The organism is Chitinophagales bacterium, from assembly GCA_041392475.1.
Taxonomy (GTDB): Bacteria; Bacteroidota; Bacteroidia; order Chitinophagales; family UBA2359; genus JAUHXA01.
Genome location: JAWKLZ010000001.1, coordinates 279,916 through 306,577, shown reverse-complemented (window position 1 = coordinate 306,577; position 26,662 = coordinate 279,916). Strand labels below are relative to the sequence as shown.

At 37.6% G+C, this 26,662-nt stretch carries 20 protein-coding genes; 13 read left to right on the top strand and 7 right to left on the bottom strand.

The window, feature by feature from the left end:
- Nucleotides 1–96: 96 nt before the first annotated feature.
- Nucleotides 97–909: a hypothetical protein gene (locus R3E32_01090; GenBank protein MEZ4883299.1), complete on the top strand. Its 813-nt coding sequence runs from the start codon at nucleotides 97–99 to the stop codon at nucleotides 907–909.
- Between the two features lie 369 nt (nucleotides 910–1,278).
- Here the strand turns inward: R3E32_01090 and R3E32_01085 are convergent, their stop codons facing one another.
- Nucleotides 1,279–2,634, bottom strand: coding sequence for a POT family MFS transporter (locus R3E32_01085; GenBank protein ID MEZ4883298.1), 1,356 nt, complete (start codon nucleotides 2,632–2,634; stop codon nucleotides 1,279–1,281).
- Nucleotides 2,635–2,978: 344 nt separating this feature from the next.
- Here R3E32_01085 and R3E32_01080 point away from each other — a divergent pair, with 344 nt between their 5' ends.
- The 9 genes from R3E32_01080 to R3E32_01040 all read left to right on the top strand — a co-directional run bounded on the left by R3E32_01080 (nucleotide 2,979) and on the right by R3E32_01040 (nucleotide 13,406).
- A complete protein-coding gene (locus R3E32_01080) occupies nucleotides 2,979–3,611 on the top strand; it encodes a hypothetical protein (GenBank protein MEZ4883297.1) in 633 nt (210 codons plus the stop codon).
- A 141-nt stretch (nucleotides 3,612–3,752) separates the two neighbouring features.
- Entirely contained in the window at nucleotides 3,753–3,956 is a 204-nt protein-coding gene (locus tag R3E32_01075; protein MEZ4883296.1) for a hypothetical protein, read from the top strand.
- Between the two features lie 382 nt (nucleotides 3,957–4,338).
- Nucleotides 4,339–5,442, top strand: a complete 1,104-nt coding sequence (locus R3E32_01070) for a transposase (protein MEZ4883295.1) — start codon at nucleotides 4,339–4,341, stop codon at nucleotides 5,440–5,442.
- A gap of 106 nt (nucleotides 5,443–5,548) precedes the next feature.
- A complete protein-coding gene (locus R3E32_01065) occupies nucleotides 5,549–5,821 on the top strand; it encodes a hypothetical protein (GenBank protein MEZ4883294.1) in 273 nt (90 codons plus the stop codon).
- Nucleotides 5,822–6,724: 903 nt separating this feature from the next.
- A complete protein-coding gene (locus R3E32_01060; GenBank protein ID MEZ4883293.1) occupies nucleotides 6,725–7,105 on the top strand; it encodes a hypothetical protein in 381 nt (126 codons plus the stop codon).
- 8 nt (nucleotides 7,106–7,113) lie between these two features.
- Entirely contained in the window at nucleotides 7,114–7,374 is a 261-nt protein-coding gene (locus R3E32_01055) for a hypothetical protein (protein MEZ4883292.1), read from the top strand.
- Between the two features lie 141 nt (nucleotides 7,375–7,515).
- Nucleotides 7,516–8,169 (top strand): hypothetical protein, encoded by a 654-nt coding sequence (locus R3E32_01050; protein MEZ4883291.1) that lies wholly within the window; start codon nucleotides 7,516–7,518, stop codon nucleotides 8,167–8,169.
- A gap of 167 nt (nucleotides 8,170–8,336) precedes the next feature.
- Entirely contained in the window at nucleotides 8,337–8,933 is a 597-nt protein-coding gene (locus tag R3E32_01045; protein ID MEZ4883290.1) for a hypothetical protein, read from the top strand.
- A 33-nt stretch (nucleotides 8,934–8,966) separates the two neighbouring features.
- Nucleotides 8,967–13,406, top strand: a complete 4,440-nt coding sequence (locus R3E32_01040; protein ID MEZ4883289.1) for a T9SS type A sorting domain-containing protein — start codon at nucleotides 8,967–8,969, stop codon at nucleotides 13,404–13,406.
- A 126-nt stretch (nucleotides 13,407–13,532) separates the two neighbouring features.
- Here the strand turns inward: R3E32_01040 and R3E32_01035 are convergent, their stop codons facing one another.
- Together R3E32_01035 and gatC are read right to left on the bottom strand one after the other, a co-directional pair.
- A complete protein-coding gene (locus R3E32_01035) occupies nucleotides 13,533–14,858 on the bottom strand; it encodes an MFS transporter (protein ID MEZ4883288.1) in 1,326 nt (441 codons plus the stop codon).
- A gap of 89 nt (nucleotides 14,859–14,947) precedes the next feature.
- Entirely contained in the window at nucleotides 14,948–15,247 is a 300-nt protein-coding gene (gatC, locus tag R3E32_01030; GenBank protein ID MEZ4883287.1) for an Asp-tRNA(Asn)/Glu-tRNA(Gln) amidotransferase subunit GatC, read from the bottom strand.
- A gap of 149 nt (nucleotides 15,248–15,396) precedes the next feature.
- Here gatC and R3E32_01025 point away from each other — a divergent pair, with 149 nt between their 5' ends.
- Nucleotides 15,397–16,035 carry a deoxynucleoside kinase gene (locus R3E32_01025; GenBank protein ID MEZ4883286.1) on the top strand — a complete coding sequence of 213 codons (639 nt, stop codon included), beginning with the start codon at nucleotides 15,397–15,399 and terminating at the stop codon, nucleotides 16,033–16,035.
- On the opposite strand, the gene R3E32_01020 is transcribed toward R3E32_01025, so the two are convergent.
- Nucleotides 16,027–18,432: a GAF domain-containing protein gene (locus tag R3E32_01020; protein MEZ4883285.1), complete on the bottom strand. Its 2,406-nt coding sequence runs from the start codon at nucleotides 18,430–18,432 to the stop codon at nucleotides 16,027–16,029. The genes R3E32_01025 and R3E32_01020 overlap by 9 nt on opposite strands.
- A 266-nt stretch (nucleotides 18,433–18,698) precedes the next feature.
- Between R3E32_01020 and R3E32_01015 the strand changes: the two genes are divergently transcribed.
- The gene (locus R3E32_01015) at nucleotides 18,699–19,673 is read left to right on the top strand and encodes a hypothetical protein (protein ID MEZ4883284.1); all 975 of its coding nucleotides are present in this window, start codon (nucleotides 18,699–18,701) and stop codon (nucleotides 19,671–19,673) included.
- Nucleotides 19,674–19,848: 175 nt separating this feature from the next.
- Here R3E32_01015 and R3E32_01010 read toward each other — a convergent pair whose 3' ends face one another.
- On the bottom strand, nucleotides 19,849–21,312 hold the full coding sequence (locus R3E32_01010) for a hypothetical protein (protein ID MEZ4883283.1): 1,464 nt from the start codon (nucleotides 21,310–21,312) through the stop codon (nucleotides 19,849–19,851).
- Between the two features lie 163 nt (nucleotides 21,313–21,475).
- On the bottom strand, nucleotides 21,476–23,044 hold the full coding sequence (locus R3E32_01005) for a hypothetical protein (protein MEZ4883282.1): 1,569 nt from the start codon (nucleotides 23,042–23,044) through the stop codon (nucleotides 21,476–21,478).
- Between the two features lie 520 nt (nucleotides 23,045–23,564).
- On the opposite strand from R3E32_01005, the gene proS reads away from it, so the two are divergent.
- On the top strand, nucleotides 23,565–25,049 hold the full coding sequence (proS, locus tag R3E32_01000; GenBank protein ID MEZ4883281.1) for a proline--tRNA ligase: 1,485 nt from the start codon (nucleotides 23,565–23,567) through the stop codon (nucleotides 25,047–25,049).
- 185 nt (nucleotides 25,050–25,234) lie between these two features.
- Here the strand turns inward: proS and R3E32_00995 are convergent, their stop codons facing one another.
- A complete protein-coding gene (locus tag R3E32_00995) occupies nucleotides 25,235–26,659 on the bottom strand; it encodes an ATP-binding protein (protein MEZ4883280.1) in 1,425 nt (474 codons plus the stop codon).
- Nucleotides 26,660–26,662 lie beyond the last annotated feature (3 nt).

Here is a 26,662-nt window from a genome sequence, read left to right as displayed (position 1 = left end):
ATAATTGCGAATTTGTCGCAACAAGTGACTACTATTTTGTGTTTGTATGTTAAATTTGGATTTTTTAATTATTTAAGGTGGTAAATACCCTTTGTAATGGGCTGGAAACAAGAACAAATTGATAAATTATTGGACCAATATCTCGATGGTAAACTTACTGAGGAAGAGGTTCGCCTGATGCACGAAACGTTGGAAAGAGGAGGAATACTTACAGATGCAGAACTTGACAAAATAGTATTGCCTGTTGATATTCTTCAACCTAGTACGCTACAAAAAGATAACATACAACAGAATACCAAAACGACCAATACTTACCATAAATTAGAGGATTTCAAGCAATTTAGAAATTACCACCATCCAATAGTTGAAACCTCCAAAGCGTATTCATTGGTATTTATCATCGTTTTTTTCACCATTCTTGTCATGGCTCCTTTTGTGTACATGCTTTTGCCGATTCACTTCAATGCCAAACAAACCTTCAATAATAACTTTAGCCCATACCCAATCAATAATATTGAACGGGATTTCAACAACAATGAATCTGCTATTTCCAATTGGGAAAAAGGTGTAGCCGCTTACAAGCAAGGCAATTACCACAGTGCTGTTCACATTTTAGAAGACCTCTCAAAAAATACCGATGACAATAGCCAGGCCTATATTGACCATTTTTATATTGGCATCAGTTATTTGGTCGAAAAAGAACCCAAAGCTGCAATTGACCAATTGAAGCAAGTCTTAGAAAGTCAAGCAAATAGTGAATGGAAAGCCCATGCAAATTGGTATTTAGCCCTCTCCTACCTTCAACTTAATGAGACGCAAAATACTATCAACTATCTAAAAGAAATTGTGGCGAATGGTGACAACACCTATCATTATGATGAGGCTATGAAATTATTGGAGGAAATCTAATTTTTTAAAGCCTAATTGAAACCGAATTAATTTATTATATTTTGATTTTCAAACAACTGAAAAACCAATTCACTATCCCCTCATTCCACAATTCTAAGTAGTCAGCCATATTTATCTTAACAGCTAAAATTCCTCAAATAACTGTGTGTTTTTTCATTTTCATTTTCATTTTCATTTTCATTTACTGCATACATTAGACTTTGGACGAAGGAGCAAAGATGCAAGAAGTAAGAGCTTAATTGATTAATAACCAATTATTTGCACCCAATCATGTCAATGGGTTAAGATTTTGATTATCAACTCTTTATATCTTGCATCTTACTTCCTACTTCTTTCGTCCAAAGTCTAATACATACAATCCTTCCGTTTTTACTCAATCATATCCTCTGTCTGCACATACTCCAATTCTCGGTAGTACTTCGACATGATGCCCAAAACGATGGTTGCACCTAAAGTAATCCAAACAAAAAACCAATAATAATCAGCACCTTCCAAATAAAGACTTCCATCTGCTTGCTCATTGAAGCCATTGACCATTGCAGTAATGAAATTCCCAAAAGCAATTGCCAACAAATAGAAACTCATAATAAATGACTTCATGGCATTTGGAGCTTGTGTATAAGCCATTTCAAGAGCGGTAATAGACACCAAAATTTCGGCAGCTGTCAATATGAGGTAAGCAAATACCTGTATGAGAATAGTAGGCTTTCCTCCTGCTTGAATTTGTATTTCCAACCACGCACAGATGGCAAAAGAAATGGCACACAGTAACATACCTAAAGTAATTTTATGCAATCCTTTGAGATGGAAGAATGTTTTATTGAAGAAAGGATAAATGTAAAATGCAAAAATGGGAATCAATACAATCACAAAAAATGGATTGGCAGCTTGAACTTGTGAAGCCAACAATTCAAATTGGAATCCAAAAAAGTTAACTCCTTTATCCATGTGTTGCGCCTGAAAAACCAAGGCAGAGCCTGTTTGGTCGAAAACAGAAAAGAAAAAGGCTACAAATAGGTAAATCGGAATCAATGATAAAATGGCTTTTTTGCCTTGATCACTCAATACGACTTCCATATATGCCTTCAATCCAACAGGTTTGACAGAAACAAACACCTTTCGCCCCATCCAAAAAAGTATGGTCGCAATTAACATCAACAACCCTGGCAGTCCAAAAGCTACATGAGGGCCATATTTTTCCAATAATACGGGAATTAACAACATAGATAAGACCGAGCCGACATTGATGGCCAAGTAAAAATACTTGAATACAATATCTAACAAGCCTTTGTTTTCGGAACTAAATTGATCTCCAACGTGTGCCGACACACAGGGCTTTATACCTCCCGAACCTATTGCTATCAGCGTCAAACCAATGCTCAATCCCAACCTCGTATCGTCCAATGCCAATGCCAAATGCCCCAAACAATATACCACCGACAAACCTATAATAGTGCGGTATTTCCCCAAAAATACGTCCGAAAGTAATGCACCAAATATTGGTAGAAAGTAGGTCAACATCACAAAAAGATGGTACCATTTTTTCGCTTGACTTTCTGTCATCAAATCTAGTTCGCCACTACTATTCATCAAATATTGGGTCATAAAAACGACCAAAATCGCTTTCATTCCATAAAAACTGAATCGCTCTGCAAACTCATTCCCAATGATATAGGGAATTCCATTGGGCATTGTTTCTTTGGAAGATTTGGTAGTATTGCTCATAGTTTGTTGTTAGAAGTTGTGCTTAGATACTTGAATATAGAGGCTCAGAAATGTAGAAATAAAATTTGTTGAGGCAAGATACAAAAATTATACAATGCTTGTAAATTTTGAAAACACCACTTAGAAGCAAATTTTCTTTATTCGTTCTTAAGAATATTGATGGCACAATATGGGAATTGGTGGATTACCACATTGCCGACTGAAAACAAACTTGTTTCTATTCAAAATACGAAAAAATCGTTTATAACATTAAACTTGCATTATCTAAATAATTAAGCTATATTGCCGAAAAACAACACTTTATTCCCTCAACCTCTAAAACTGAACCAAAACCGCTATTCCCTATGAAAAATTTACTACTCATTTTCCCTATCCTAATAATACTCACTTTTTCTTCTTGCTTCAAACCAGATGACAGAGAAACTGCCTATCTCCCCGAAGAATTCAAAGCCTACACTGTATTCAATGAAGGTACTTGGTGGGTTCATGAAGAAGTTTTTTCGGGGGAAAGAGATAGTAGTTTTGTTTTTTCAAGTATTACAGAAATAAATACTGATAGAAGTTGGTCATTTATACGAGAAACAAACGAACAACTTATGGTAAGGAGAGAGGATACTCTATATTGTTCCACTTTTGCTTTTGACCAATCATTAGAAGGTGAATCTATATATATATATAGATATATAGACAATAACCTTCCTTTAATGCATTTACTAGTGCATCCAATAGATAGCATTGGGAAACAAGTTCCTTTTCAAGGAGGAGCATTTATTACTGCAATAGAAGAAGAAACAGTGATTAAAGAGCAATCTTATATCAATACAATCAGTGTATCTTTTGACGGAGCTATTGCAGAAAATGGGAATCCGCTTTGGAGAATCAGAAGTTGTACTTTTGCTCAAAATGTAGGTATGATTCGCATACAATACTATGATGGAACAATATGGGAGTTGGTGGATTACCACATTGCCGACTGAAAACAAACTTGTTTCTATTCAAAATACGAAAAAATCGTTTATAACATTAAACTTGCATTATCCAAATAATTAAGCTAAATTGCCGAAAAACAAGACTTTATTCCCTCAACCTCTAAAACTGAACCAAAACCGCTATTCCCTATGAAAAATTTACTACTCATTTTCCCTATCCTAATAATACTCACTTTTTCTTCTTGCTTCAAACCAGATGACAGAGAAACTGCCTATCTCCCCGAAGAATTCAAAGCCTACACTGTATTCAATGAAGGTACTTGGTGGGTTCATGAAGAAGTCTTTTCGGGGAAAGAGATAGTAGTTTTGTTTTTTCAAGTATTACAGAAATAAATACTGATAGAAGTTGGTCATTTATACGAGAAACAAACGAACAACTTATGGTAAGGAGAGGATACTCCTGATAATTCCTAACCTCTCTAATGGATTCATAATGAATGAGGCGTATAGATATTACATGAAAATGCCATGAAATAAAAACATTTATTTATCAAATATATTGCAGAAATAAGTTTATAAAAAAATGAATTGATTTGCAACAAAAAAAGGTTGTGCAATTGTTTTAATTTGAGAATCTCTTTTACAAACCAAACAATACACAACCATGACATTTAAGCGTGAATATACAAAGGCCATCACTTTTTTCCAAGCCAAATTTGGGAAGGAATTACGCCATCGAGAAAAATCAGCGATGGAGGTATTAATGATTTTGATAATGGGTTTACATTTTGATTTGTCCACTATCAAAGAAGTATCGGATGTTTTAGGTATTGAAAAAAATAAACTCTATGCTAATTTAGGGGAATTAAGCCTATCAGATTGGAAAAAATTATTTCGTAGTGTATTTACTAAAGAAGCAGAAAATCAATTGCTTGAATTATCTGATAAAGCCCCTTCTACTTGGAGTAAATATGCGCCCCAATTAAGTATAGATGATTCTACACTTCGTAAATGGGGCAATACACTTCGGTATTTAGGCAAGTGGTGGAGTGGACAATGCGGCAAAGTCGTCAAAGGGTATAATGTGATACTCATTGTTCTGAAAATAAATGAGCGTGTTTTGCCTGTACAACTTTGGTTATTAAGTAAACATGATTGCGAAACTCGACTTCAAAGAGCCTCAAAACTTTTCAAAGAATTGGCAGACAGTTGGAAACAAGTAGGTATTTCCATTGATAAACTCCCTATTAGTATGGATGCAGGTTATGCTTCCGAGGCTTTTGCCGAAGAGTTAATCGAAATGGGTTTTAATTCAGTAGTGCTGGGAGCAAGAAGTAACTGGAAAATGACAGAATCCGATTTTGATGACATGGACTTAGCCAATAATCTGGCTGAATTAATGACAGAGCAACAATGGGAGCAAGAACCAGTAGGGAGGTGGGGCTTGAAGGAAAAAGTATTGGTACACAGGGGGATTCATGATACATTTGGGCATGTAATAGCCTTAGGTCGAAAACAAGTGGGAAAAATGAGGTATGTTTTTGCTATTGGAAAACAGAGAGTAGCGGAAATATATAAAATTTGGACGGAACATTACCTCATTGAGCAGCTTTTTAGGGCAATGAAGCAGCTCTTACAATGGGGGAAATATCAATTAAGAACAGAATCAGGAGCTTACGCTTGTGTCTTTTTACCCTTTCTTGCATTAGCTCTTTTTATTCATTTGAGAGATAATCTACCAAAGCCTACCACTTTCTACCAAATCAATAGAGCTATTAAAATTGAATCATTATCAGGGGTTTGTCAATTTCTTGAAGACATAACTTTTGAGCATTTTCGTATTCAACCTCCCACAAGTGACCAATTTTTAAGACTTTAGAAGCTTTTGGGAATTATCAGACTCTATATTGTTCCACTTTTGCTTTTGACCAATCATTAGAAGGTGAATATATATATATAGATATATAGACAATAACCTTCCTTTAATGCATTTACTAGTGCATCCAATAGATAGCATTGGGAAACAAGTTCCTTTTCAAGGAGGAGCATTTATTACTGCAATAGAAGAAGAAACAGTGATTAAAGAGCAATCTTATATCAATACAATCAGTGTATCTTTTGACGGAGCTATTGCAGAAAATGGGAATCCGCTTTGGAGAATCAGAAGTTGTACTTTTGCTCAAAATGTAGGTATGATTCGCATACAATACTATGATGGAACAATATGGGAGTTGGTGGATTACCATATTGCCGACTGAAAACAAACTTGTTTCTATTAAAAATACGAAAAAATCGTTTATAACATTAAACTTGCATTATCCCAATAATTAAGCTAAATTGCCGAAAAACAAGACTTTATTCCCTCAACCTCTAAAACTGAACCAAAACCGCTATTCCCTATGAAAAATTTACTGTTCTTTATTCCTATTTTAATTATACTTACTTTTTCTTCCTGTACAGAAAAAAAGATACTGCTTACGTTCCTGAAGAATTAAAAGCCTACACTATATTTAATGAAGGTACTTGGTGGGTTTATAAAGATATTGTTTCTAATGCACTAGACAGTTGCTTTGTTTTTTCAAGTAATAAAGGAATAGAAAATCATGATAGGTCTAGTTATAAGAAAGAAATAATTAACCAGTTGACAGTTAGAAGGCAAGATACCATTTATCAAGAAACACTTGCAATAGAAAAACTTTCAGATGATATATATACATATATATATAGAGAAGAAAACTTTAGTAAATTCACACCAATAATGAGTTTATTGCCTTATCCTAGATAGTATAAATCAACAAGTTCCTATTCAAGGAGGAGCAATTATTACTGCTATAGAAGAGGAAACCTTTATTCAAAATCAAAATTACCACAATACCATTAGTGTATCTTTTGACGGAGCTATTGCAGAAAATGGGAATCCGCTTTGGAGAATCAGAAGTTGTACTTTTGCTCAAAATGTAGGTATGATTCGCATACAATACTATGATGGAACAATATGGGAGTTGGTGGATTACCACATTGCCGACTGAAAACAAACTTGTTTCTATTCAAAATACGAAAAAATCGTTTATAACATTAAACTTGCATCATCCAAATAATTAAGCTAAATTGCCGAAAAACAAGCATTTATTTCCTCAACACCAAAAAAATCGCTATCTACCATGAAAAATATACTGTTCTTTATTTCCATACTTTTTATCCTAAGTTTTTCTTCCTGTTTCAAACCCAATGATGACGACAGAGAAACTGCCTATCTCCCCGAAGAATTCAAAGCCTACACTGTATTCAATGAAGGTACTTGGTGGGTTCATGAAGAAGTTTTTTCGGGTGAAAGAGATAGTAGTTTTGTTTTTTCAAACACTACTGAAATAAATACAGACAGAAAAAGATCTTTTATACGAGAGGAAAACGTACAACGTACAGTTAGGAGACAAGATACCATTTATTGTTCCACTTTTCCTTTTACTCAGACTTTAGAAAATGGCGTCTATATATATATATATATAGAGAAGAAAATGGAAGTAAAACCCCTTCTGCCATAAATTTACTAGTGCATCCAGTAGATAGTATTGGACAACAAGTACCTTTTCAAGGAGGAGCTTTTGTCGCTGCTATTGAAGAAGAAACAACTATACAAAACCAAACCTACCTCAATACCATCAGTGTATCTTTTGACGGGGCAATTGCAGAAAATGGAAATCCACCATGGAGAATCAGAAGTTGTACTTTTGCTCAAAACGTAGGTATGGTTCGCATACAATATTATGATGGAACGATTTGGGAATTGGTGGATTACCATATTGCCGACTGAAAACAAACTTGTTTCTATTCAAAATACGAAAAAATCGTTTATAACATTAAACTTGCATCATCCAAATAATTAAGCTAAATTGCTTGAAAACAAGACTTTATTCCCTCAACCTCCAAAACTGAACTTAAACCCTTATTCACTATGAAAAATTTACTATTCTTTGTTTCAATTCTTTTCATCCTAAATTTTTATTCTTCTTGCAAAAAAAACAACGCTGAAACAGTTCATATCCCCCAAGAATTCAAAGATTACACCGTTTTTCCTGAGGGAAGTTGGTGGATATACGAAGAAAAACACACAGGGATAAAAGACAGTACCTATACTTACTTTAGTAAATGTAAGTTTTCGGATGGTCGTAGGTTTTATGGAAGAGACTTTGGCGAAGTAGAATCCTGTGAATTTGTCAATGTTAGTAGAGGTGACTCTATTACAAGTCAATCCATTTTTCTCGGAAAAAATGAAGATAAATCCTATATATATATATATATAGAAACCAATCACAGCAAAACACAAACACTTAATAATCACTTATTGATTCATCCCATTGATAGCTTGCCACAGCAAGTGCCTACTCAAGGGGGGCATATTATTACCGCCTTAGATGATACTTTGTCAGTAGGAGGCAGACAGTATTTCAATACTATATCAACTTCTACCGATGGAGTAGTATCAGAAAATGGAGCCGTTCCTTTCAATATCAAAACCTGTATTTTCGCCAAAGGTATTGGTAAAGTATATATTCACTATCACGATGGAACAATATGGGAGTTGGTGGATTACCATATTGCCGACTGAAAACAAACTTGTTTCTATTCAAAATACGACAATTAAAGCCTTGTTATATATTGTCACTGATTTGTAAAAAAAATCGTTTATAACATTAAACTTGCAGTTTCATGAAAAATAGCCTAACTTGCCCAAAAACAATCACTTAATCTTGAAAATCTAAACCGATTGATACTATGAGATTCCCATTTTACCTTTTTTGTACTTTATTTTTAGTAAGCATTGCTTCTTGTAAAAAAGAGTTAGAGCCCGACCTCCTTGTTTTAGAAGAACTAAAAACATATACCGTTTTCCCCGAAGGCAGTTGGTGGATATATGAAGAACAAAATACAGGACTTAGAGATAGTGTGTATATCTACTTATCTAATGACTCTGAATCTTTGAGTGTCACTAGAAATGATACCATTATTCATTGGAGCATATTCTTCTCAGGAGACGGAGAAGGTGGCTATATATATATATATAGAGAACTCAATCACAGCAAAACTCAAACGCTTAATGATCACTTGTTGGTTTACCCGATTGATAGCTTGGGGCAGCAAGTTCCTTTTCAGGGGGGAGCGATTATTACTGCCTTAGATGAAAGTTTATCTGTGGGCAATAGATTGTACGCTAACACAATCACTGTTTCTACTGAAGGAGTAGTGTCAGAGCATGGAGCAGTACCTTTCAACATCAAAAACTGCATTTTTGCAGAAGGAGTAGGCAAAGTATATGTTGAATACCATGATGGCACACAATGGATATTAAAAGACTATTTCATCAATAACTAATTTATTTTTATTAACGAATAACTATTTATAACTATGAACTCTTTTTTAAGGTTAATGGGCTTGCTATGCCTTTTATTCACATCTTATTCGCTCAAAGCACAAGTAGATTCTCTACAGATAGCAGGACAATCTTTTTGTCAGCGCAGTATTCAGCCTGTACAGGGACTTATACTATCCGAAGAAATAGGTGTTTTGGACGGAATATTTCAGCTCCATTTTGACATAGATGTCATTACGGACAGTATGAACATTACAGAACCCATAGATATTCAATTGCCTATAGATGCTGGAGTCCCCATTTTACAAAACATACAACTTCCCAATCTAGTAGGAACTTACCACAAAGAGGACAGAATATCTGAAACCATTCCGATTAGCTATAATAGCGTTGATTTACCCTATTATCCACAAGCAGTACAAATCAATATCCCCTATAACAATTTGCTGAATGGAGAAGAGAAGATATTAAACCTCTATGCTTACATCTATTTTACTCCCTACAATACCATAGAAATTTGGAATCCTGCGGATTTTTATGGGCAGAGACGGGTTTGGATAGAACCTTATGGGGTGATACCAGAGAGGAGGTATATTCCAAGAGATAGCATCCCTACCTCCAATCTTCCCCTACATCTTGATAGCCTACATGTTTGGGAAGAAGACTGGAACTATGAGTTGATTGAGGGATTGGCTTATGCGATTCCTTTTAGACGACTCAACTATGAAGAAGACGATGAAGGAAATAAATCCAATCAAAAAAGCGATGGTTGTACGTTTCTTAGAAGGCGGTTTCGGTACAATATGACAGGTACTCTTTTGGGAGACAACACAACTAAAAGAGACGACCCTGCAGCTTTTGCTAATGTGGCTTTGGCGGGTTTGGAAGTCAAATTATACGAGGACGACTTTGATATATTTGGTTCAAGTGAGAATGGAGACATCCCGGGAGTTATTGATGACCAACTCTTTGATTTTACAATGACAAATGACGATGGGTCTTTTGATATGTCTTTTAACCGATGTCAAACTAAAATCACAGAAGGTATGAATATTGAGCTATTCATGGTCATCAAAGCCCACAACCCAACCTACGATATCAAGGCGAAAAGTTGGATTACGGGAGGAGGTTGGCAAGAGCTGCCTTTTTTTACCCGAAGAAGTGTCATCGTATTGGGAGACTTTCCCTATTTAGATGGGGAACAAGGAACGATTGCAGATGCAGACTATAACATAGGGATGAACCATGCACACAAGTCTGTTTCCTATTGCAAGTTGGCAATGGATTATGTCAATGAATCCTTAGCGGAAGATATTCCAGGTTCTTTTACTATATGGCCAGATGCCTTTGGTAGTTCCTTTTTCTTTCCTAATAATCTGGGTTTTTTAGATTGGACTCCCTTTGGGCTTCCCAGTGCATTAAATCTGGACGGGAAACCTGCTATTTATTTAAGCTCCGATGGGTCAGGAGAAGAAGATGTAACTTACCATGAGTTTGGACACTACGTGATGTGGCAATTGCAAAATGAAAATTGGATTGACCCCATCACAGGTTCTTTTGCCAATCATAGTATGGTTGAAGAATCCAATCCACGTATTACTTGGACAGAAGGATGGGCAAATGCCCTTGCAGTAATACTGGATATGGTCTTTTATTCTGTTGATGAAGAATACGATCGAGATGCATTTACTTTTAGCAATGGTACTCCAGGGGTACATGTATTTGAAGTAAATCCATTTTATCCACTGGGTAATGTGGATCAAGGCTACTTGTCTGAGCACTATTTTGCTTGTGCTATCAATGATTTATTCGATGGTCCTACTATGGTGGATTATGGCATTCCAAGTGTAACTGCAAAAACTCATAATGACGATGCAACAGGTAGCTGGGGTTCAGAATTAGATGAGTTAGAGTTGAGTTTTCAAGAAATTTGTCAACCCATTATTGACCATGCAGGATTGACTGGAAAACTACACGATGTAGATGATTACTATCGTGCTTTGATACATGGAAAAAGCTGTCATGAACGGCGAGAAATCAAACGGACCTTTGATAATAATAGGATTACTGACCTAACATCTCTACCAGCTACTGCATTCTCTTCTGATGGAATTGGCTTTGAACATCAACATTGTTTTGGCTTGTTTAACATACATTGTGAGGAATTCACTTTGGACATCAATCGCCTTTCCACAGCCACTAATTTTGCCAGTTTTAATGTTGGCTACTCCACCAATGCTTCAACTTGGTTGAGCGACGACTTGCTGATAGAAAACAATGGAAGTTTAACTTTCAATGCAAATGCCGAATTGGACAATGTGTTGGTAGATATCGCCCCCCTTTATACCCCACAAGCTTTTATCAGTTCCTTTTACCTTTTTCCACAACCCGAAGCCCACATTGAAGTAGATTTATGTGGAGGCATGAATATGATTGTTGGCAACGATGGTTTTGTGACTTTGGGAGACAATGGCATCGCTACGACTGCCGAAGTACGGGTCAATGCAGGCAGTACCTTGACACTTGGAGCGAACAGCAACTTGATCATACGAGAAGGTTCTAAGGTCATCATCGAAAGAGGAGGCAATTTGGAGATTTCCCCCAATGCCAATATCGTCTTAGAAGGCGACAATTCTGTTTTGGACATCCGAGGAAATCTAACGCTTCTTCCACAAGCTATTTTCACCTTTACAGGCAATGGATTTGTCCGTTTCGATTTGCCGAATGGTCCAGCAGGTTGGTCGCACCCCAATATCGTCATGAACTCCAATTCAGGCTTTGGCTTTCAAGGCACTGGAAAAACGGACAAAATCATAGAAATAGCCGATAACAGCTATTTTTCACCACCGTGGACAGACCCTACACTTACCTTCTCATGGCAACATGGAAAAGTATTGTTGGGAACAAACGTACACATACAAACCACCAATTGTTTGACAACACTCAAAGACCTACAGGTTGAATCATTGGGTGGAGGACAGTACAATGCTTTCTTTTTGAGCGGAAAAAATGGCTCTACCTTCAATGACATGAATGTGTCGGGCGGCAATGTGGGTTTGTTCTATGTAGGAAGCCATGCAGATGGAGCTTCTGCGGTCATGAATGACATTGAAATCCATCACTGCAATATTGGACTCAAAACACTCAGCCGAGGAGCCAATTTGACAGCAATGAACCTTCACCACAACAGCATTGGTTGGGAAGCCGAAGGAATGACACTTCCAAGTTATCTGAATTCTTCCATCGTAACAAACAATAACAGTACCAATATTTTTTATGATGGCAGCATAAGCAGCCCTTTATCTCTAAATGACTGCACGATAACCAACAGCATTGTTGGTATTCACAATGTAGGAGCATCTATGATACACGCCCATTGTGGAAAAATAAATTTCCATTCAATAGGTATTTTACTAAACAATATGGGGGGTGTTGATATGAGTTCACTCAACAATCAAGGAAATGTATATTTACGTGACAATCTCATCAGCATTGAAGTAACTCCTGGTATTTTGCTAAGTGATATTCAAATAGATGAGGGTTTAAATAGTTTTGAAAATAATGTTTTTGCATTAAACGGTTTTGTAGATGCCTCAGGAACCAACAATGCCTTATCCGCAAATAGCAATGCTTGGTTTACGCCTGGATCTCCACAATATGGAGATAATTATAAATTAGAAGATTTTACTAGCAGTGTGGCGATTACGCTGACCGACATATCTCCTATTACTAAAAATTGGCAGATTGATCCACAATGTGGTGCAAAATCGGCAAATCTTCAACAAACCCCTTCTATCAATTACATCACAAACATTCGAGGCGGTTTGGAGCAGTTTGGAAAGGCAGTTCTTGACAATCAGCCAACAGATTACGATGCGTTGTTGATAGGCTTAGACCAACAACTCAAACAAGCTCGTCAATCTTCTGATGATAAAGCAATCGCAAAATACACAGTCGAAAAAGCTTTGGTCTATCATTTGAAAAACAAACATGGAGCAGCACTTGACTTGTTGGTGAAGATACCCGCAGATATGCCTACCCGTTTTGCTGCTTACATCGAAAAATGGCATTGCATTCTATCTGCCGACATTGCAGCACAGGAAGGAAAGTTAAACAGTATTGCCTATGAGAAACAACGCAGCAATTGTGGACATCCGATATATGCTACGGACACCGACTTGATGGAAACGTACCAAAATCTGGCTGCTTTGGCCAAAAATGTAGAAACACAAATAAGGGTTTACCCCAATCCAAACAAAGGACAGTTTGATGTATTCATTGAAGGCCCTACCAAAGATATCGCAGCAATGGGTTTGTATGATTTTAGTGGAAAGCTGGTTGCAGATTTAATACAAGATGGAGAAACGGGAAATCAACACACATTTGATGGACAGAATTTACCAGAAGGCATTTACTTTTTGAAGGTCACAACCCACACTCAAACTTTGGTGAAGAAGGTTTTGATTGCGAGGTAATGACCGAATATATTTACATTGAGTAGAAATACAGGGTGTGCTTAGTAAGCAAAACACAAGCACACCTTTTTGTTTGCCTCTATGTTCAATTTTTAAATCCAGTAAGTTGGACTCTTGTATTCGTTTTTACATTCCCCTAATCACTTCCTTCGCTACAATCCGCCTCACCAAACTCAAAAAGAATAACCCAATGATGAAGAAAACCACCAAAGGCACAATTGAAGCTCGCATACTGCCTGTCAAGTAAATCAAATACCCAAAAACGAGTGTACCACTTGAAGTAGCCAATTTTTCGGTGATATCGTAGAAGCTAAAAAACGTAGCGGTATCCTCTGTTTTGGGAAGCATTTTGGCATAAGTCGAGCGAGAAAGTGCCTGAATACCACCCATCACAAAACCGACCGCAGCCGCCATTCCCAAAAATTGCCATTTACTCGCCACAAAATAACCCACAATACAAATCAAACCCCAAATTGTACACGCCACCATCAGACTCGGAATATTTCCTATTTTAGCGGAAGAACGAGAGAAAGAGTAAGCTCCTGCAATCGCTACCAACTGAATCGCCAAAATTGATAAAATCAAAAAACCTGTTTCAATGCCCAACTCCTTAGTGCCATAAGACGAAGCCAAATAAATCACCGTCTGAACACCCATACTGTAAAAAAAGAAAGCAAAAATGAAGTTTCGTAGCCTCGGCAGCCCCTTCAATTGGCGGAATACCTTACCCAATTCTTCGTATCCTCTGAGCAAAATATTTCCCTTTGCTTCTTTCTTAAACACATTGCTCGGCAAATAATGAAAGGGAATATGGGCAAAAACGAACCACCAAATCCCTACCGACAAAAATGAAATTCGGGCAGGTAATGCTGGATCGGTGATACCAAACCATTCGGGTTTTTGAATCATCATCAAATTGAATACCAGTAAAATAACACTCCCTGCATAGCCCAATGCAAAGCCCTTTGCACTAATGCGATCGTGGTCTTCGGGTTCTGCAATAACTGGTAAATAGGAATTGTAAAAAACAATACTGCCTGTAAAACCGATAGATGCCAAGCCAAAAGCAATCATCCCTACTTCAAAAGTATTGAGGGTAAAAAAGAACAGGCCCATACACGCAAACGAACCGATGTAGCAAAACATCCGCATAAAAAACTTTTGCCGTCCTGTGTAATCCGCCATTGCAGACAAAATTGGTGACAATATCACCATCACAAAAAAGGAGGCGGAAATCACATAAGACAGCAACTCCGTGTTGATAAACTCCATTCCAAAAAAGGACACCAAATCGGAGGTAATATTGCCAGCATCGTCCTTTGTTGTTGTAATCGCATTGTAGTAAATCGGAAATACAGCAACGGTAATCACCAGTGAATACACCGAATTTGCCCAGTCGTACATCGCCCAAGCATTGATGATTTTTTTGTCGCCTTTTTGGAAATCAGCCATAAAAAAAGAATATTTTAGGAAGAGGGAAACTTTTGTGGCTTCAAGTTAGCAGAATTTTGTGGGAATAAAACACATTACAGAAAACATTCTCAACAAGAAGCCTTCTCAATCACCTTTGGCACTTTAATATATTCGCCATCCTGCAAGGGGGCATTTTTCAATCCTTCTTCTCTGCTAATCAATTGCTTTGCTTCATCCTTACGAAACACATTTACCTCCTCATTCATGTAAATCAGTGGCTCGACATTTTCGGTATCCAATTCACTGATTTTCTCAAAAAAAGTCAATGCCTTTTCCAAGTCTTCTTTAATCTTCTGTTTTGCCGTATCGTCAAAGTTCAGTTTGGCAAGAGTCGCTAGTTTGTCTATTAATTCGTTGTTGATGTCCATACTATTAGAAAAAATTGTTTCTACAAAGAAAGTGTTTTTCACAAAATTAAGTAAAAATCAGTGTTATCTGTGTAATACTTCTAATCTGTGGTCAAAATCTAATGGCATTTTTTATCTTTGTGCCGTCTCAAATCAAAAAATAAAGAAAGGTGAAAGACGGAAACAAAAGAATCAAGCACATAGCAATTGCAGGAAATATCGGAGCTGGTAAAACCACTTTAGCAAGATTATTAGGCAAACATTTTGGTTGGCATGTCTATTATGAAGATGTCGAAAAAAATCCCTATTTGGAAGATTTTTACGAAAATATGCCCCGATGGTCTTTCAATTTGCAGGTATATTTCCTCAACAGTCGCTTCAATCAAATAATTGAAATTCAAGAAGGAGATAGAGTAGTTATCCAAGATCGCACGATTTATGAGGATGCCCATATTTTTGCGCCCAACTTGTATGAAATGAATTTGATGTCGAAGCGAGATTTTGAAAATTATGTCAACCTCTTCAAAACAATTGCCTCACTATTTGAGCCACCTGATTTGTTGATTTATTTAAAGGCTTCAACGCCTACTTTGGTCAAACAAATTAGTCGCAGAGGGCGGGATTATGAGGATAAAATTCGTTTGGATTATCTCAATCGCCTCAACAATTACTACAACAATTGGATTGAACACTACAAAGACGGCAACCTATTGGTTATCAATGTAGATGATTTGAACTTTGCAGACAAGAGAGAAGATTTAGGAGAAGTCATCAATCGGGTTTCGGCGGAATTGCATGGATTATTTTAGGTATTCTTCTTTCACTGTCACCCGCAAAGCCCTCAAACCATCTGCTCCCTGCAATTTCTCTAATTCCAAATCTTCGATTTCCTCCTCAATATATCCCGTCATATAGAGGTGAGTCAGATATTCTATGTACTCCTGACGGTCTTTTTCTTGCAGCCACACAATAGCAATTTTACCACTTTGGGTCAATCGTTCACCAGTTCCTTTGATCACTGCCTTGTCAATGCGTTTTTTCAGAATTTCGTAGCGTACATTGTAAGAACCATCCACATCAAACTTCTTCTCGTCCATCCGAAAGCGAATACTGAGTGAATTGTTGTAAACAAAAATCAACTGTGCAGTTTGAAGCGGAATCGGCAAAGTTGGAGCAGTTTTGGCAACCAATCGGGTGATTTCACACATATTAATCAATTGCCAAAGCCGAAAATCCTTTAGGTAAAAATGGTTAAATTCCCCTTTTTGTAGGATAGATTGTCCCAAATAAATATTGTATTCTACGCCATCCGTTTTGTATTTCTCAAAAAAGTGGGGCAGCACCTTTTGCATTTTTTGATCCGCTTCCTCCAAAAAAGCACTTGTCTTTCGATTCAATATCCGCACACTTTCTTCGTATTCTCTTCTGCGACAATACACAATCTCCAATTCTGGATCAAGCAAGCTAAAATATTCTTGGAGTAAATTGGTTGGTAATTGGGGATGATTGGCTACCAAATGCTTCAAAAGTGGGTGAATTTCTCGCTTCAACAGCTCTACAATTTGAGATTCATCACTTGAGACAAAAAAACCTAATTGAAGTCTTTCCAAATGTGTTTTAACCTCAAGCAGACGCATATCCAATAAATGAAAAGACAACTTCTCTCTAAAAACTCTCAATACTTTTTCGATTTGCTGCAAATTGGTTATCAAGTCCGCACAGATTACATCGTTTCTTAACGTAGATGAGCCAACTATATCAGCCTGTCCATAAAGTGGGTAAATATCCTGAAAAACAATGGATTCTATCACAGCTTGATTGCCCTCAAAACGTCTTCGGAACATATAATTGTAAGCTGCCTCGTTGAACCGCCAAGCTACACTTGGGTGCATGGCAGTAAACTGTTCTTGTAAAACAGCAATCGCTTCTTTTTGAATCTCTCGTTGACCACGTTCTATTCCCACCGCAAACAGGGCAATAATCTCTTTCAAATCATTGATAGTCAATTCCGAAAAACGATATGGCTCCTTCAATGCCATTTCAAATACACCATTGATATTGCCATCATTATTGATCAAGGGTACCAACAACAAACTACGCACTCCTCTTTGAAGTAAGAGGTTCTCAAGTTCTGACCTATTTGACAATTCTGCCAAATCACCAACGACAACAGGGTCATGACTTTTAAATACTTTTCTATATGTTTCATTCGAACGGTTAAACAACTCCATAGAATAATCTCCTTCACAATGCCGAAAAATACTCCAGGAAGTGCGCTCCTGCCAACCTCCCATAATCATTTGTAAACAGCCGATTTCTAAATTTGGAATGTTCATAAACGAACAAATTTGCTGCTCCAAAAAATTCAAAATCTTATGGTGATTTTCCACTTCAATATACCCTTCATCCTGTGCCAGTCGTGCCTTCATTTTTGACAACGTTTCCACATCGGTCACATCAGTCAGATATCCAATAAAAAAACCTTCAAAAGCAAAATTTTCAGGTGGGAGACATTGCAGAAAAAGATCCGTATTTTCCGTATTATTGAGCAATTCTTGAATTTGAGATTGACTCAAGGGCTTCAATGGTTTTACCGCTTTCACTTGCACATAATCCGTCACCTTATTGATTTTATAGTGTCGCTCCAGTTTGCTTTCTTTATGCCTCAAAGTCATGATCTCTGTTTGACACATTTCCAAATCTTGCCCATAAAACTTGTTAAGAATAACCCCTGCAACCTCCAAAGTAAACCTCGCAGAAGTATAGTCCATATTTTTCCCTGTCAACTGCACCTCCCATTCGTCGGATTCTACTCGGCTTTGAAAAGCATCGCTAATGAAAACAAAATTCCTACTGAATGGTACTGAAATAAAACCAATCTGTTCTTTAAAGAAAAAACAAGGAAAAAGCAATTCCATCACCTCTTTCAAAGCAGGTAAATTAGCAATCTTTTTTTCTGCATCCATATCCTTCAATGCCAGTTCTACCTCTTCAAGCATTGCCGTAGCAGCCGCTGCAATACTTGACTTGCCACTCACACTTTTTTGTCGCCATTTGTCCAACAAGAGGGATAAACTAAACTTAGAATGATAGAGAAAATCTTCCTCATCTTCAAAAAATTGCTCTCTGAATATGTCCAAAGACAGGTAAATTGGTTCTTTTTCAACCGTCTGCTGTTTCGGAATCGTCAATATTTCATTCTCCATTGCCTGCACTTTTTGGTTTTATTTGATATTTCTCCAACATCTATTCACAAACACTAGTTCAGAGGAACGCTGAATTTTTGATTTCTTAGTTTTTCTTAACCACAAATTGAAGAAAACAAAATCCAATAACTATCCAAATATTCCCTTCTACATTGGTTTTCTCATAAGCTTTTCGTATAATTTGATAAAACATTTTTACCTTAGCAGAGTTAACATTTATACCTAAAAAATCCATATCCATTTTTATCTAATTTAAAAACAAAATAATGGCAGACACAACATCCGTTAATTCAAATGAGCAAAAGACCAATTATCAACCCATTCTATTGATTTTGTTGTTGCTTTCTTTGATTGGGAATGCTTATCTAATTTTCAGCAATAAGAAACTTGAAACAAGCACTACTACTACTATTGAAAATTTAGAAGTAGAAAAAGCTGATTTGCAGACAGAATTTGACAATATGATTGCAGAATTAGACGACTACAAAGAAGAAAACATAGAGTTGGATTCTACTCTCGTCAATATGGAATCTGAAATCGAAGCTCAAAAACAAGAAATTAAAAACCTTTTGGGAAAAGGCAATGCAACACGTCAAGAATTGAGTCAAGCTAAAAACTTGATTGAATCCCTACGAATTATTTCCAAAGACTACAAAGTAAAATTAGATCAATTGGTAGCTGAAAATGCTTATTTGAACCAAGAAAATACAGGATTGAAGGATGAAGTAGTTAAAAAAACAGATACCATCCAACAACTTGAGGGAGAAAAACAAGAATTGGCTACCAAAACAACGATTTTGGCTGAACAAAAAGACTTACTGCAAAAAGTAGTCAAAAGAGGTTCGGTTATGATGTTAAATAACGTTTCTGCAACAGGTGTCAAGGTCAGAAACAATGGTAAAGAAGTAGAAACCAATAATGATAAACAAACCGAAAAAATTCGTGTATGTTTTGATGTGATGCCGAATCCGATTGCAGATCAAGGTCCTAAAGACATTTTAGCTCGGATCATTGGCCCAGGTGGAACGACTTTGGCAATGTCTGGTTCTACGGTGTTTAAGAATACAGAATCAGGAGATGAAACACAATATTCTACCAAAACAGTGATTGCCTTCAATGGCGACCGTGAGAAACATTGTATGTATTGGACTCAAAATACTCCTTTCTCTAAGGGTTTATATACTACCGAACTGTACCACGATGGTTACTGGATTGGACAAACCAATTTTGAATTGAAGTAATTTTTGGTTCTTTGACAATTTTTGTGGAGTCTATGAAAGACTTCGATGAACCTAATTTTATTTCTTTCCAAAGTCTGATTAAAACAAATCCCTTCTCCTATTCTGGAGAAGGGATTTGTTTTTTGAAGTCAAAAGCTATTTGTCTTACATCTAAAGCCTATTATCTCTCACCTTTCTAAAACCTAAATCCAACCGTCAAAGCTAAATTAGCTGCTGTATTGGTCAAACTTGCCGTTGGAACGGTTTCGCTGCTCAAAGTATAAGGCTGATAAAAACCATCATAGAAGCTGTAAACATAGCCCAAATCTGCATATAAGTCATTTCCTTTGATACCGAAACCTGCGGTAATATTTTTGCGAGCAGTACCACTTTCAGCATTCGCAAAGGGTGTACCGCAATAGGCAAATCCTGCACGAATACGAAAGATATCCAAAGCCAATTCTCCTCCAACTCTTATATTGGAAGTGGATTGAAAAGTGCTGTTGATTTCTTGGTTCAAATTACTGAAAAACAAACGGTCATCACTATTGCTGCTGTCATAGGTAAATTCCATATTTCGGTAATCTATGAACTCATAATCGGCCGAAATGAAGCCTTTTTTGCCAATTATTGCCGAAGCACTCAAGATAGCTTTCCATGGGGTTTTCAAATCATAAGAAAACGAGCCAAAGGGTGATTCTTCTCTATAACTATCGCTGACAAAATCAGAAGAAAGCACACTGTCAAAATTTTCGTCAAAAGACATCAAAGTAGGTGTATGAACCGATGCACCTACCCTAAAGGTATCGTCAATACGGTAAATTGCGCCAAATTTGGCATTGATGCCCACTCCTGTTGTTTCCAAGTATTCCGAAAGTTGGAAGCTTTCAAAATCAGTTGAAGGGCTTTCGTCTTCTTCTCTATAAATTTTCTCTTGTTGGTAACGAGCAATCGGAATACCAATCGTAGCCCCCAAATAAAGTTTGTCTTTGTAATTCCCTGCAATTGCCATCAGAAATTCATCCACTGCACCTTTGGTTGTAGTCAATTCGCGCTGATTGACCGAACTCTGCAATGCACTTACATAGTCATCTGCCTCAGTATCTGCAACTGGATCAATCAAGTAGGTCCAATAAGCCAAGCCTCCACCGAAGGGCAATTGATCCAATAAATCTGCCTCAGCTATCCCTTGAGCATCTTCAGCATAGGCATCGGTCAGAGAAGAGGAACTATTGAAACTTTCGATGATGCTGCGGTTGTAAAAATTTTGGGTACGGTTGTAGCCCAATGCAAAATTGACCGCTTTCCAGTTTCTTCCTTCTCGGTATTTGTTATTAGAAAAAACAACGCCTAAGTTTCCTATATTGAAGTTATTGTAGTTGTCCACACTCACATTGTCTTGATACGTGCTTTCAGTTTCTGTAAAACTTAAGGTGGGAGTTACCACCATTTCACCTCTTTGATAAATTCCCAAACCTGCGGGATTCACTCCAATTGAAGTAAAATCGCCTCCCAATGAGCCAAAAGCCCCTGCAATGCCAATTCCTCTTGCAGTACCGCCCAAATTGGTTTGACTGTATCGCAAGGCATCTGCTGTTGATTGTCCAAAGGCTACGCTAAAACTCAATAAGCCAATGAAATATAAGATAATGGTTTTCATGTTTTTTTGATTTTTATTTAAAAAAAAGACTTCTTACCTCTCTATTGAAAGGGTGATAAGAAGTCTATTATGGTTTCAAAAACAAAGTTCAACTGCAACAGTCTTTACTTGAACTCTATTTTATCTATTGTATTTCAATTAACAAGCCTGTAAAACAGTCCTGTTATCTTGGGTTTCTTTTGCTGCTACTACTACCTCTACTTGGTGTAGAACGACTGGGCGTACTCTTTGGAGCAGAGTACGAGCGACTTGGGGTACTACTTTTTGGAGCAGAGTACGAGCGACTTGGGGTACTACTCTTTGGAGTAGAATAAGAGCGACTTGGAGCACTGTCATTGGTTCGAGTAGAACGTCTTGAAGAACTACCACTATTGCTCGGTGGAGAATAAGAGGGAGTACTGTTGTTCGTTCTTGGAGTTGCAGAATTTCTTCTATTACTCTTTCTACTGTTGTCATAACTTTTTGAAGGAGTAGGAGTAGTATTAGTACTTCCACTGTCATAGCTTCTCGAAGGGACTGGAGTTGTGCTTCTCGTATCGTAACTTCTTGTCGGCTCCGTATTTTTGCTTTCACTGTTCCAACTTCTTGAAGGAGTAGGAGTCGTTGTTTGCTTATTGTAGTCTGTATTAGAAGGCGTTGTTGTTTCGTAGCTTCTAATAGTGCTATAAGGCTGAGTAGTTGTTGGAGTCGGCTTAGTCACTCGTCCTACATCTGTTGCCTTGTCAGTTGTTGTTGAATTAGGCGTTGAAATGCTGTTAGAGTTGTAAGGTGTAGTAATTCTTGTATCTCTTTCGATAGAAGGTTTACCCACAGGCGTTACAGATGTATTGGTAGGGCTCGAATTGCGTGGCGTAACCGTTGTACCTCCCCTTCTATCCGAAATACTGCCATTGTTGGTAGTAGTCACATTTGAAGGACGTGAATTGGTACTGGTAGTTGGTGTTGTGTTCACCTGTGTACCACCTGTATTCTCTACACCTTTTCCAGAACCCGTAGTTCTATCACCTCGTGTTCCCGAACTGTTGCCACTTGCTACGCCCCTGCTTCCACGTGGACCATTATAAGTACCTCTTCCGCTGCTTGAGCCTCCCAAATCACTGCCGTAATTATTGGAGTTATAAATGATTGTAGTAGAGCCTGTGTTGATGTAATTACTGGGGCAGTATGAGTTCCATCCATATCCTCCCCATCTATTCCATCCATTTCCTGCCCATGAGTTCCATCCATTTCCTCCCCATCTATTCCATCCGTTTCCTCCCCATCTATTCCATCCGTTTCCTCCCCATCTGTCCCATCTATTCCATCCTCTACCCCATCCAAAATTGATGTTTACCGAAAATCCTGGATTGTACCAAGGACTCCAAAAGGGGCTGTAAATAGTGTTGTAGCCACAATAAGCAGGAAATGGGTCGTACCAAAACCGATCTACATATATCGGGTCGTAGTATCCAAATCCACGGTAATTGCGGTGAAATCTTCTGATGCGAGAGGTATAGTAGTGGTCGTATTCTTGGTCATCGTAGTACACATACTCATCATCGCCATAATAATTGTTATTGGTGACATAAGTATTTCCCTTATCATCCGCATATTGCGAACTATTGGAATAATCAGGTTGGCTGTTGTTGTAGTCGTTGGGTGAATAGTAAATTTCATCTTGCGCCGCCAACATCACTGGCACAAAAAGAGCCATAATGAGCGCATATAACCAACTATTATTCAATGATTTCATAAATATAAATCTTTAATTGTTTACAAATTAGACTGCTTGACAGTCCACTTCGTTTATTTTATTATATTTGCGTTTCTTTTTTAAACAAATGACAAAATTCTTTGAGATTTTTGCCAACAAAGAACACATTCAAACTTAATTTAAGTACTTTACAAAAATAAGAAAATTAATGTGTTCTAAAGTTTAAAAGCGGCGGCATATTTATTTTTAAACTATTGTTTGTCGTGTTCAATGCTGTAAAATTAAGTGCTTTTGAACAGTACTGCAATTACATTTTTGGGGCATTATGCCACTATTTGCAGCCTTTGAAGAATAAAGTCCCTACTATAGGAACTAATTTGAAGTATAAAAAGTTTTTAAAAATACGCTAAATATTTGATTTTGAATCCTTCAATCTTCGATATTCAGTTTATTGAAGCTCATTACTTTCTTCAATGATTGTCACACGAAAGGGTAAAAATCTTACTGAATTATTTAATTTTTTGACGAAAAAAGTAAGTAAAGTAACAAAAAAAATACAATGGCTAAAGGTAAAGGAATAACGAGTAGAGCCGAAGACTATTCGCAATGGTACAATGAATTGGTTATCAAAGCTGGATTGGCAGAACATTCGGCAGTACGGGGCTGTATGGTCATCAAACCTTATGGATACGCTATCTGGGAAAAAATGCAAAGTGTGTTGGATGCTCGCTTCAAAGCGACTGGACATCAAAATGCGGCATTTCCCTTGTTCATCCCCAAAAGTTTTTTGAGCAAAGAGGCTGCTCACGTTGAAGGTTTTGCCAAAGAATGTGCAGTTGTTACCCATTATCGCCTGATGAATGACCCCAATGGCGGTGGAGTTATTGTAGATCCCGATGCCAAACTGGAGGAAGAGTTGATTGTGCGTCCGACTTCTGAAACCATTATTTGGAGTACCTATAAAAACTGGATTCAATCCTACCGTGACCTTCCTTTGCTCATCAATCAGTGGGCGAATGTGGTACGTTGGGAAATGAGAACCCGTTTGTTTTTGCGGACAGCAGAATTTTTCTGGCAGGAAGGACACACTGCCCATTCAACCAAGCAAGAAGCGATTGACGAAACTTTGTTGATTTTGAATGAATACGCCAATTTCATGGAAAACTATATTGCAGTGCCTGTTATCAAGGGCTTCAAATCTGAAAATGAGCGTTTTGCAGGGGCTGATGAAACTTATACTTGTGAGGCTTTGATGCAAGATGGAAAGGCCCTGCAAATGGGTACTTCTCACTTTTTGGGACAGAATTTTGCCAAAGCTTTTGAAGTACAGTTTCAGACGAAAGAAGGTGGTTTGGAATATGTTTGGGCGACCTCCTGGGGTGTTTCTACCCGCATGATGGGGGCTTTGGTGATGGCTCATTCAGATGATGATGGTCTGATATTACCTCCAAAACTTGCTCCTATTCACATCGTTATCATTCCAATCATCAACAAAGGTACCATAGACCGCATGGATGAAATGAATGCTGTAGTCGAAAAAATCAAAGCCGAAGTGGGTGGCGATGTGACGGTGAAATACGACGACGATGATGGCAAACGTTCGGGCTTCAAATTTGCCGAATACGAATTGAAGGGTGTTCCGATTCGCATTGCAATTGGTGGACGTGATTTGGACAATGGTGTGGTCGAAGTAGCTCGGCGCGATACGAAGGAGAAAATGAGTTTACCCTTAGAAAATATCGGTGAACAACTCCGCAATCTTTTGGACGATATACAAGCCAATATCTTCAACAAAGCGAAGGCTTATCGTGATGAACACATTACCAAAGTCGATAATTTTGAAGACTTCAGAGAGGTCTTGAATACCAAAGGTGGTTTTGTGTTGGCGCATTGGGATGGCACTCCCGAAACGGAACAACAAATCAAGGATTTGAGTAAAGCCACGATTCGCTGTATTCCTTTGGACAATGAATTGGAGGAAGGTCGCTGTGTTTTGACAGGTAATCCTTCTAAACAACGAGTGCTTTTTGCGAGGGCGTATTGATTTGGCTTGAACATAGAGTATTAGCTTTATTTGAAATAGGAAAGCGAACAATGCAAAATGTGTTGTTCGCTTTTTTTAGTGTTGCATTTAAGCCATAAACACAACTTTACTTTGTATTCTTCCACTTTTTCAGTTGAAGTGAAGGAAATTAAGCGCAGAGACTTAGGCAAATTAAAAATTGAAGCCTACTTCAAAAACAAATCCTCCAAAGTCAAAACAGGTTCAACCAAACCCAAACTGTATGTCTTGTCTTTCAAGCCAAAAGTAGTAATCATGGTCATCACCACCTGATTGCGAGTTTTGGACAGCCGCATAAACAAGTGCAAACACTCCCGCAGTTGGTCAGCGTAGGCTTTTGTTAGAGTAAATTCAGTGTTGTAAAATTTGATTTCAAAGAGGTTGATAACTCGGTCGGCTCGCTCCAAAAACATATCAATTTGCAGTCCTTTTTCGTTCTCGGTTGCTTTTTTCAAATAAGAATAAGTCGTGGTATAAACCCCTGACACGCCCAATGCCTTTTTGATTTGCGGAACATGCTTCATACAAATTCCTTCAAAAGCATAGCCGCTCCAAATTTTGAACTCTTGCAATTGGCTCAACTGCATAAAAGTGCCATCCCCTTCATATGATTGATTTTCAATGAATTGCAAATAAAAAAGCGAATACTCATCAATCAAACGGTATATTTTATCTTTCTTTTTTTTGCCATAAGGATGATAGGCAAGGATAAAATCTGATTGTTCCAACTCCTCCAATACTTTTGAAGTCGAACTTCCGTTCGGCACTTTTGCTTCTTTGATAATTTCTGTTCGGCTCAATCCTTTGTGCTTCGTTGCCAAAGCACGAATGACTGCAATGTGGTGGTCGGCATTGTCAAAAAGTGCTGCATATAGGCGGTGAAATTCGTTTTTCAACAGTCCTGTTTCTGCAAAACAAATGTCGTTGATGTTTTGAATCGCACTTTTGCCTCGTTCTATGGATTCCAAATACATGGGAACACCACCAAAAGCCATGTAAATTTGTGTGATTTGGTATCGGGTAAAAGTGAAGTGCCTTGTTTTTAGGTATGCTTCCGTTTCAGCGAGGGTGAAAGGTTTGAGGTGTAGGTATTTGGTGACTCGATTGTGTAAGCCTCCTTTGTCATTGATGACCTTCTGAATAATCCACGAAGAAGCAGAGCCACAAAGAACGATAGCAATATTTTGAAGATAGGCCCAATCGTTCCAAAAGTGTCCTAAATAATCCAAAAAATTGAAGTTGGGAACTGCCAACCAAGATAGTTCGTCGAAAAACAATACCAGTTTTTTATCTGTTTGAAGGTGAGGCTTCAATGCTTTTTTGAGCAAAAAAAAGGCATCTAACCAATCTCTTGGAGCCTCTAATCTTTCACCTGCAAGTTCTTCTACCTTTTGCATAAAAACCCTCAACTGTGCTTCGTCTGAGGCATTTCTCACGCCTGTTTGCTTAAAAATAATGTGGTCTTCGTAAACAGTATCTATCAAGAATGTTTTGCCAACACGCCTTCTGCCAATGACTGCTATCATTTCACCTTTTGGAGATTGAAGCACATCTTTGAGTATTTTAATTTCTTTTTGCCGTCCAATTATCATTTT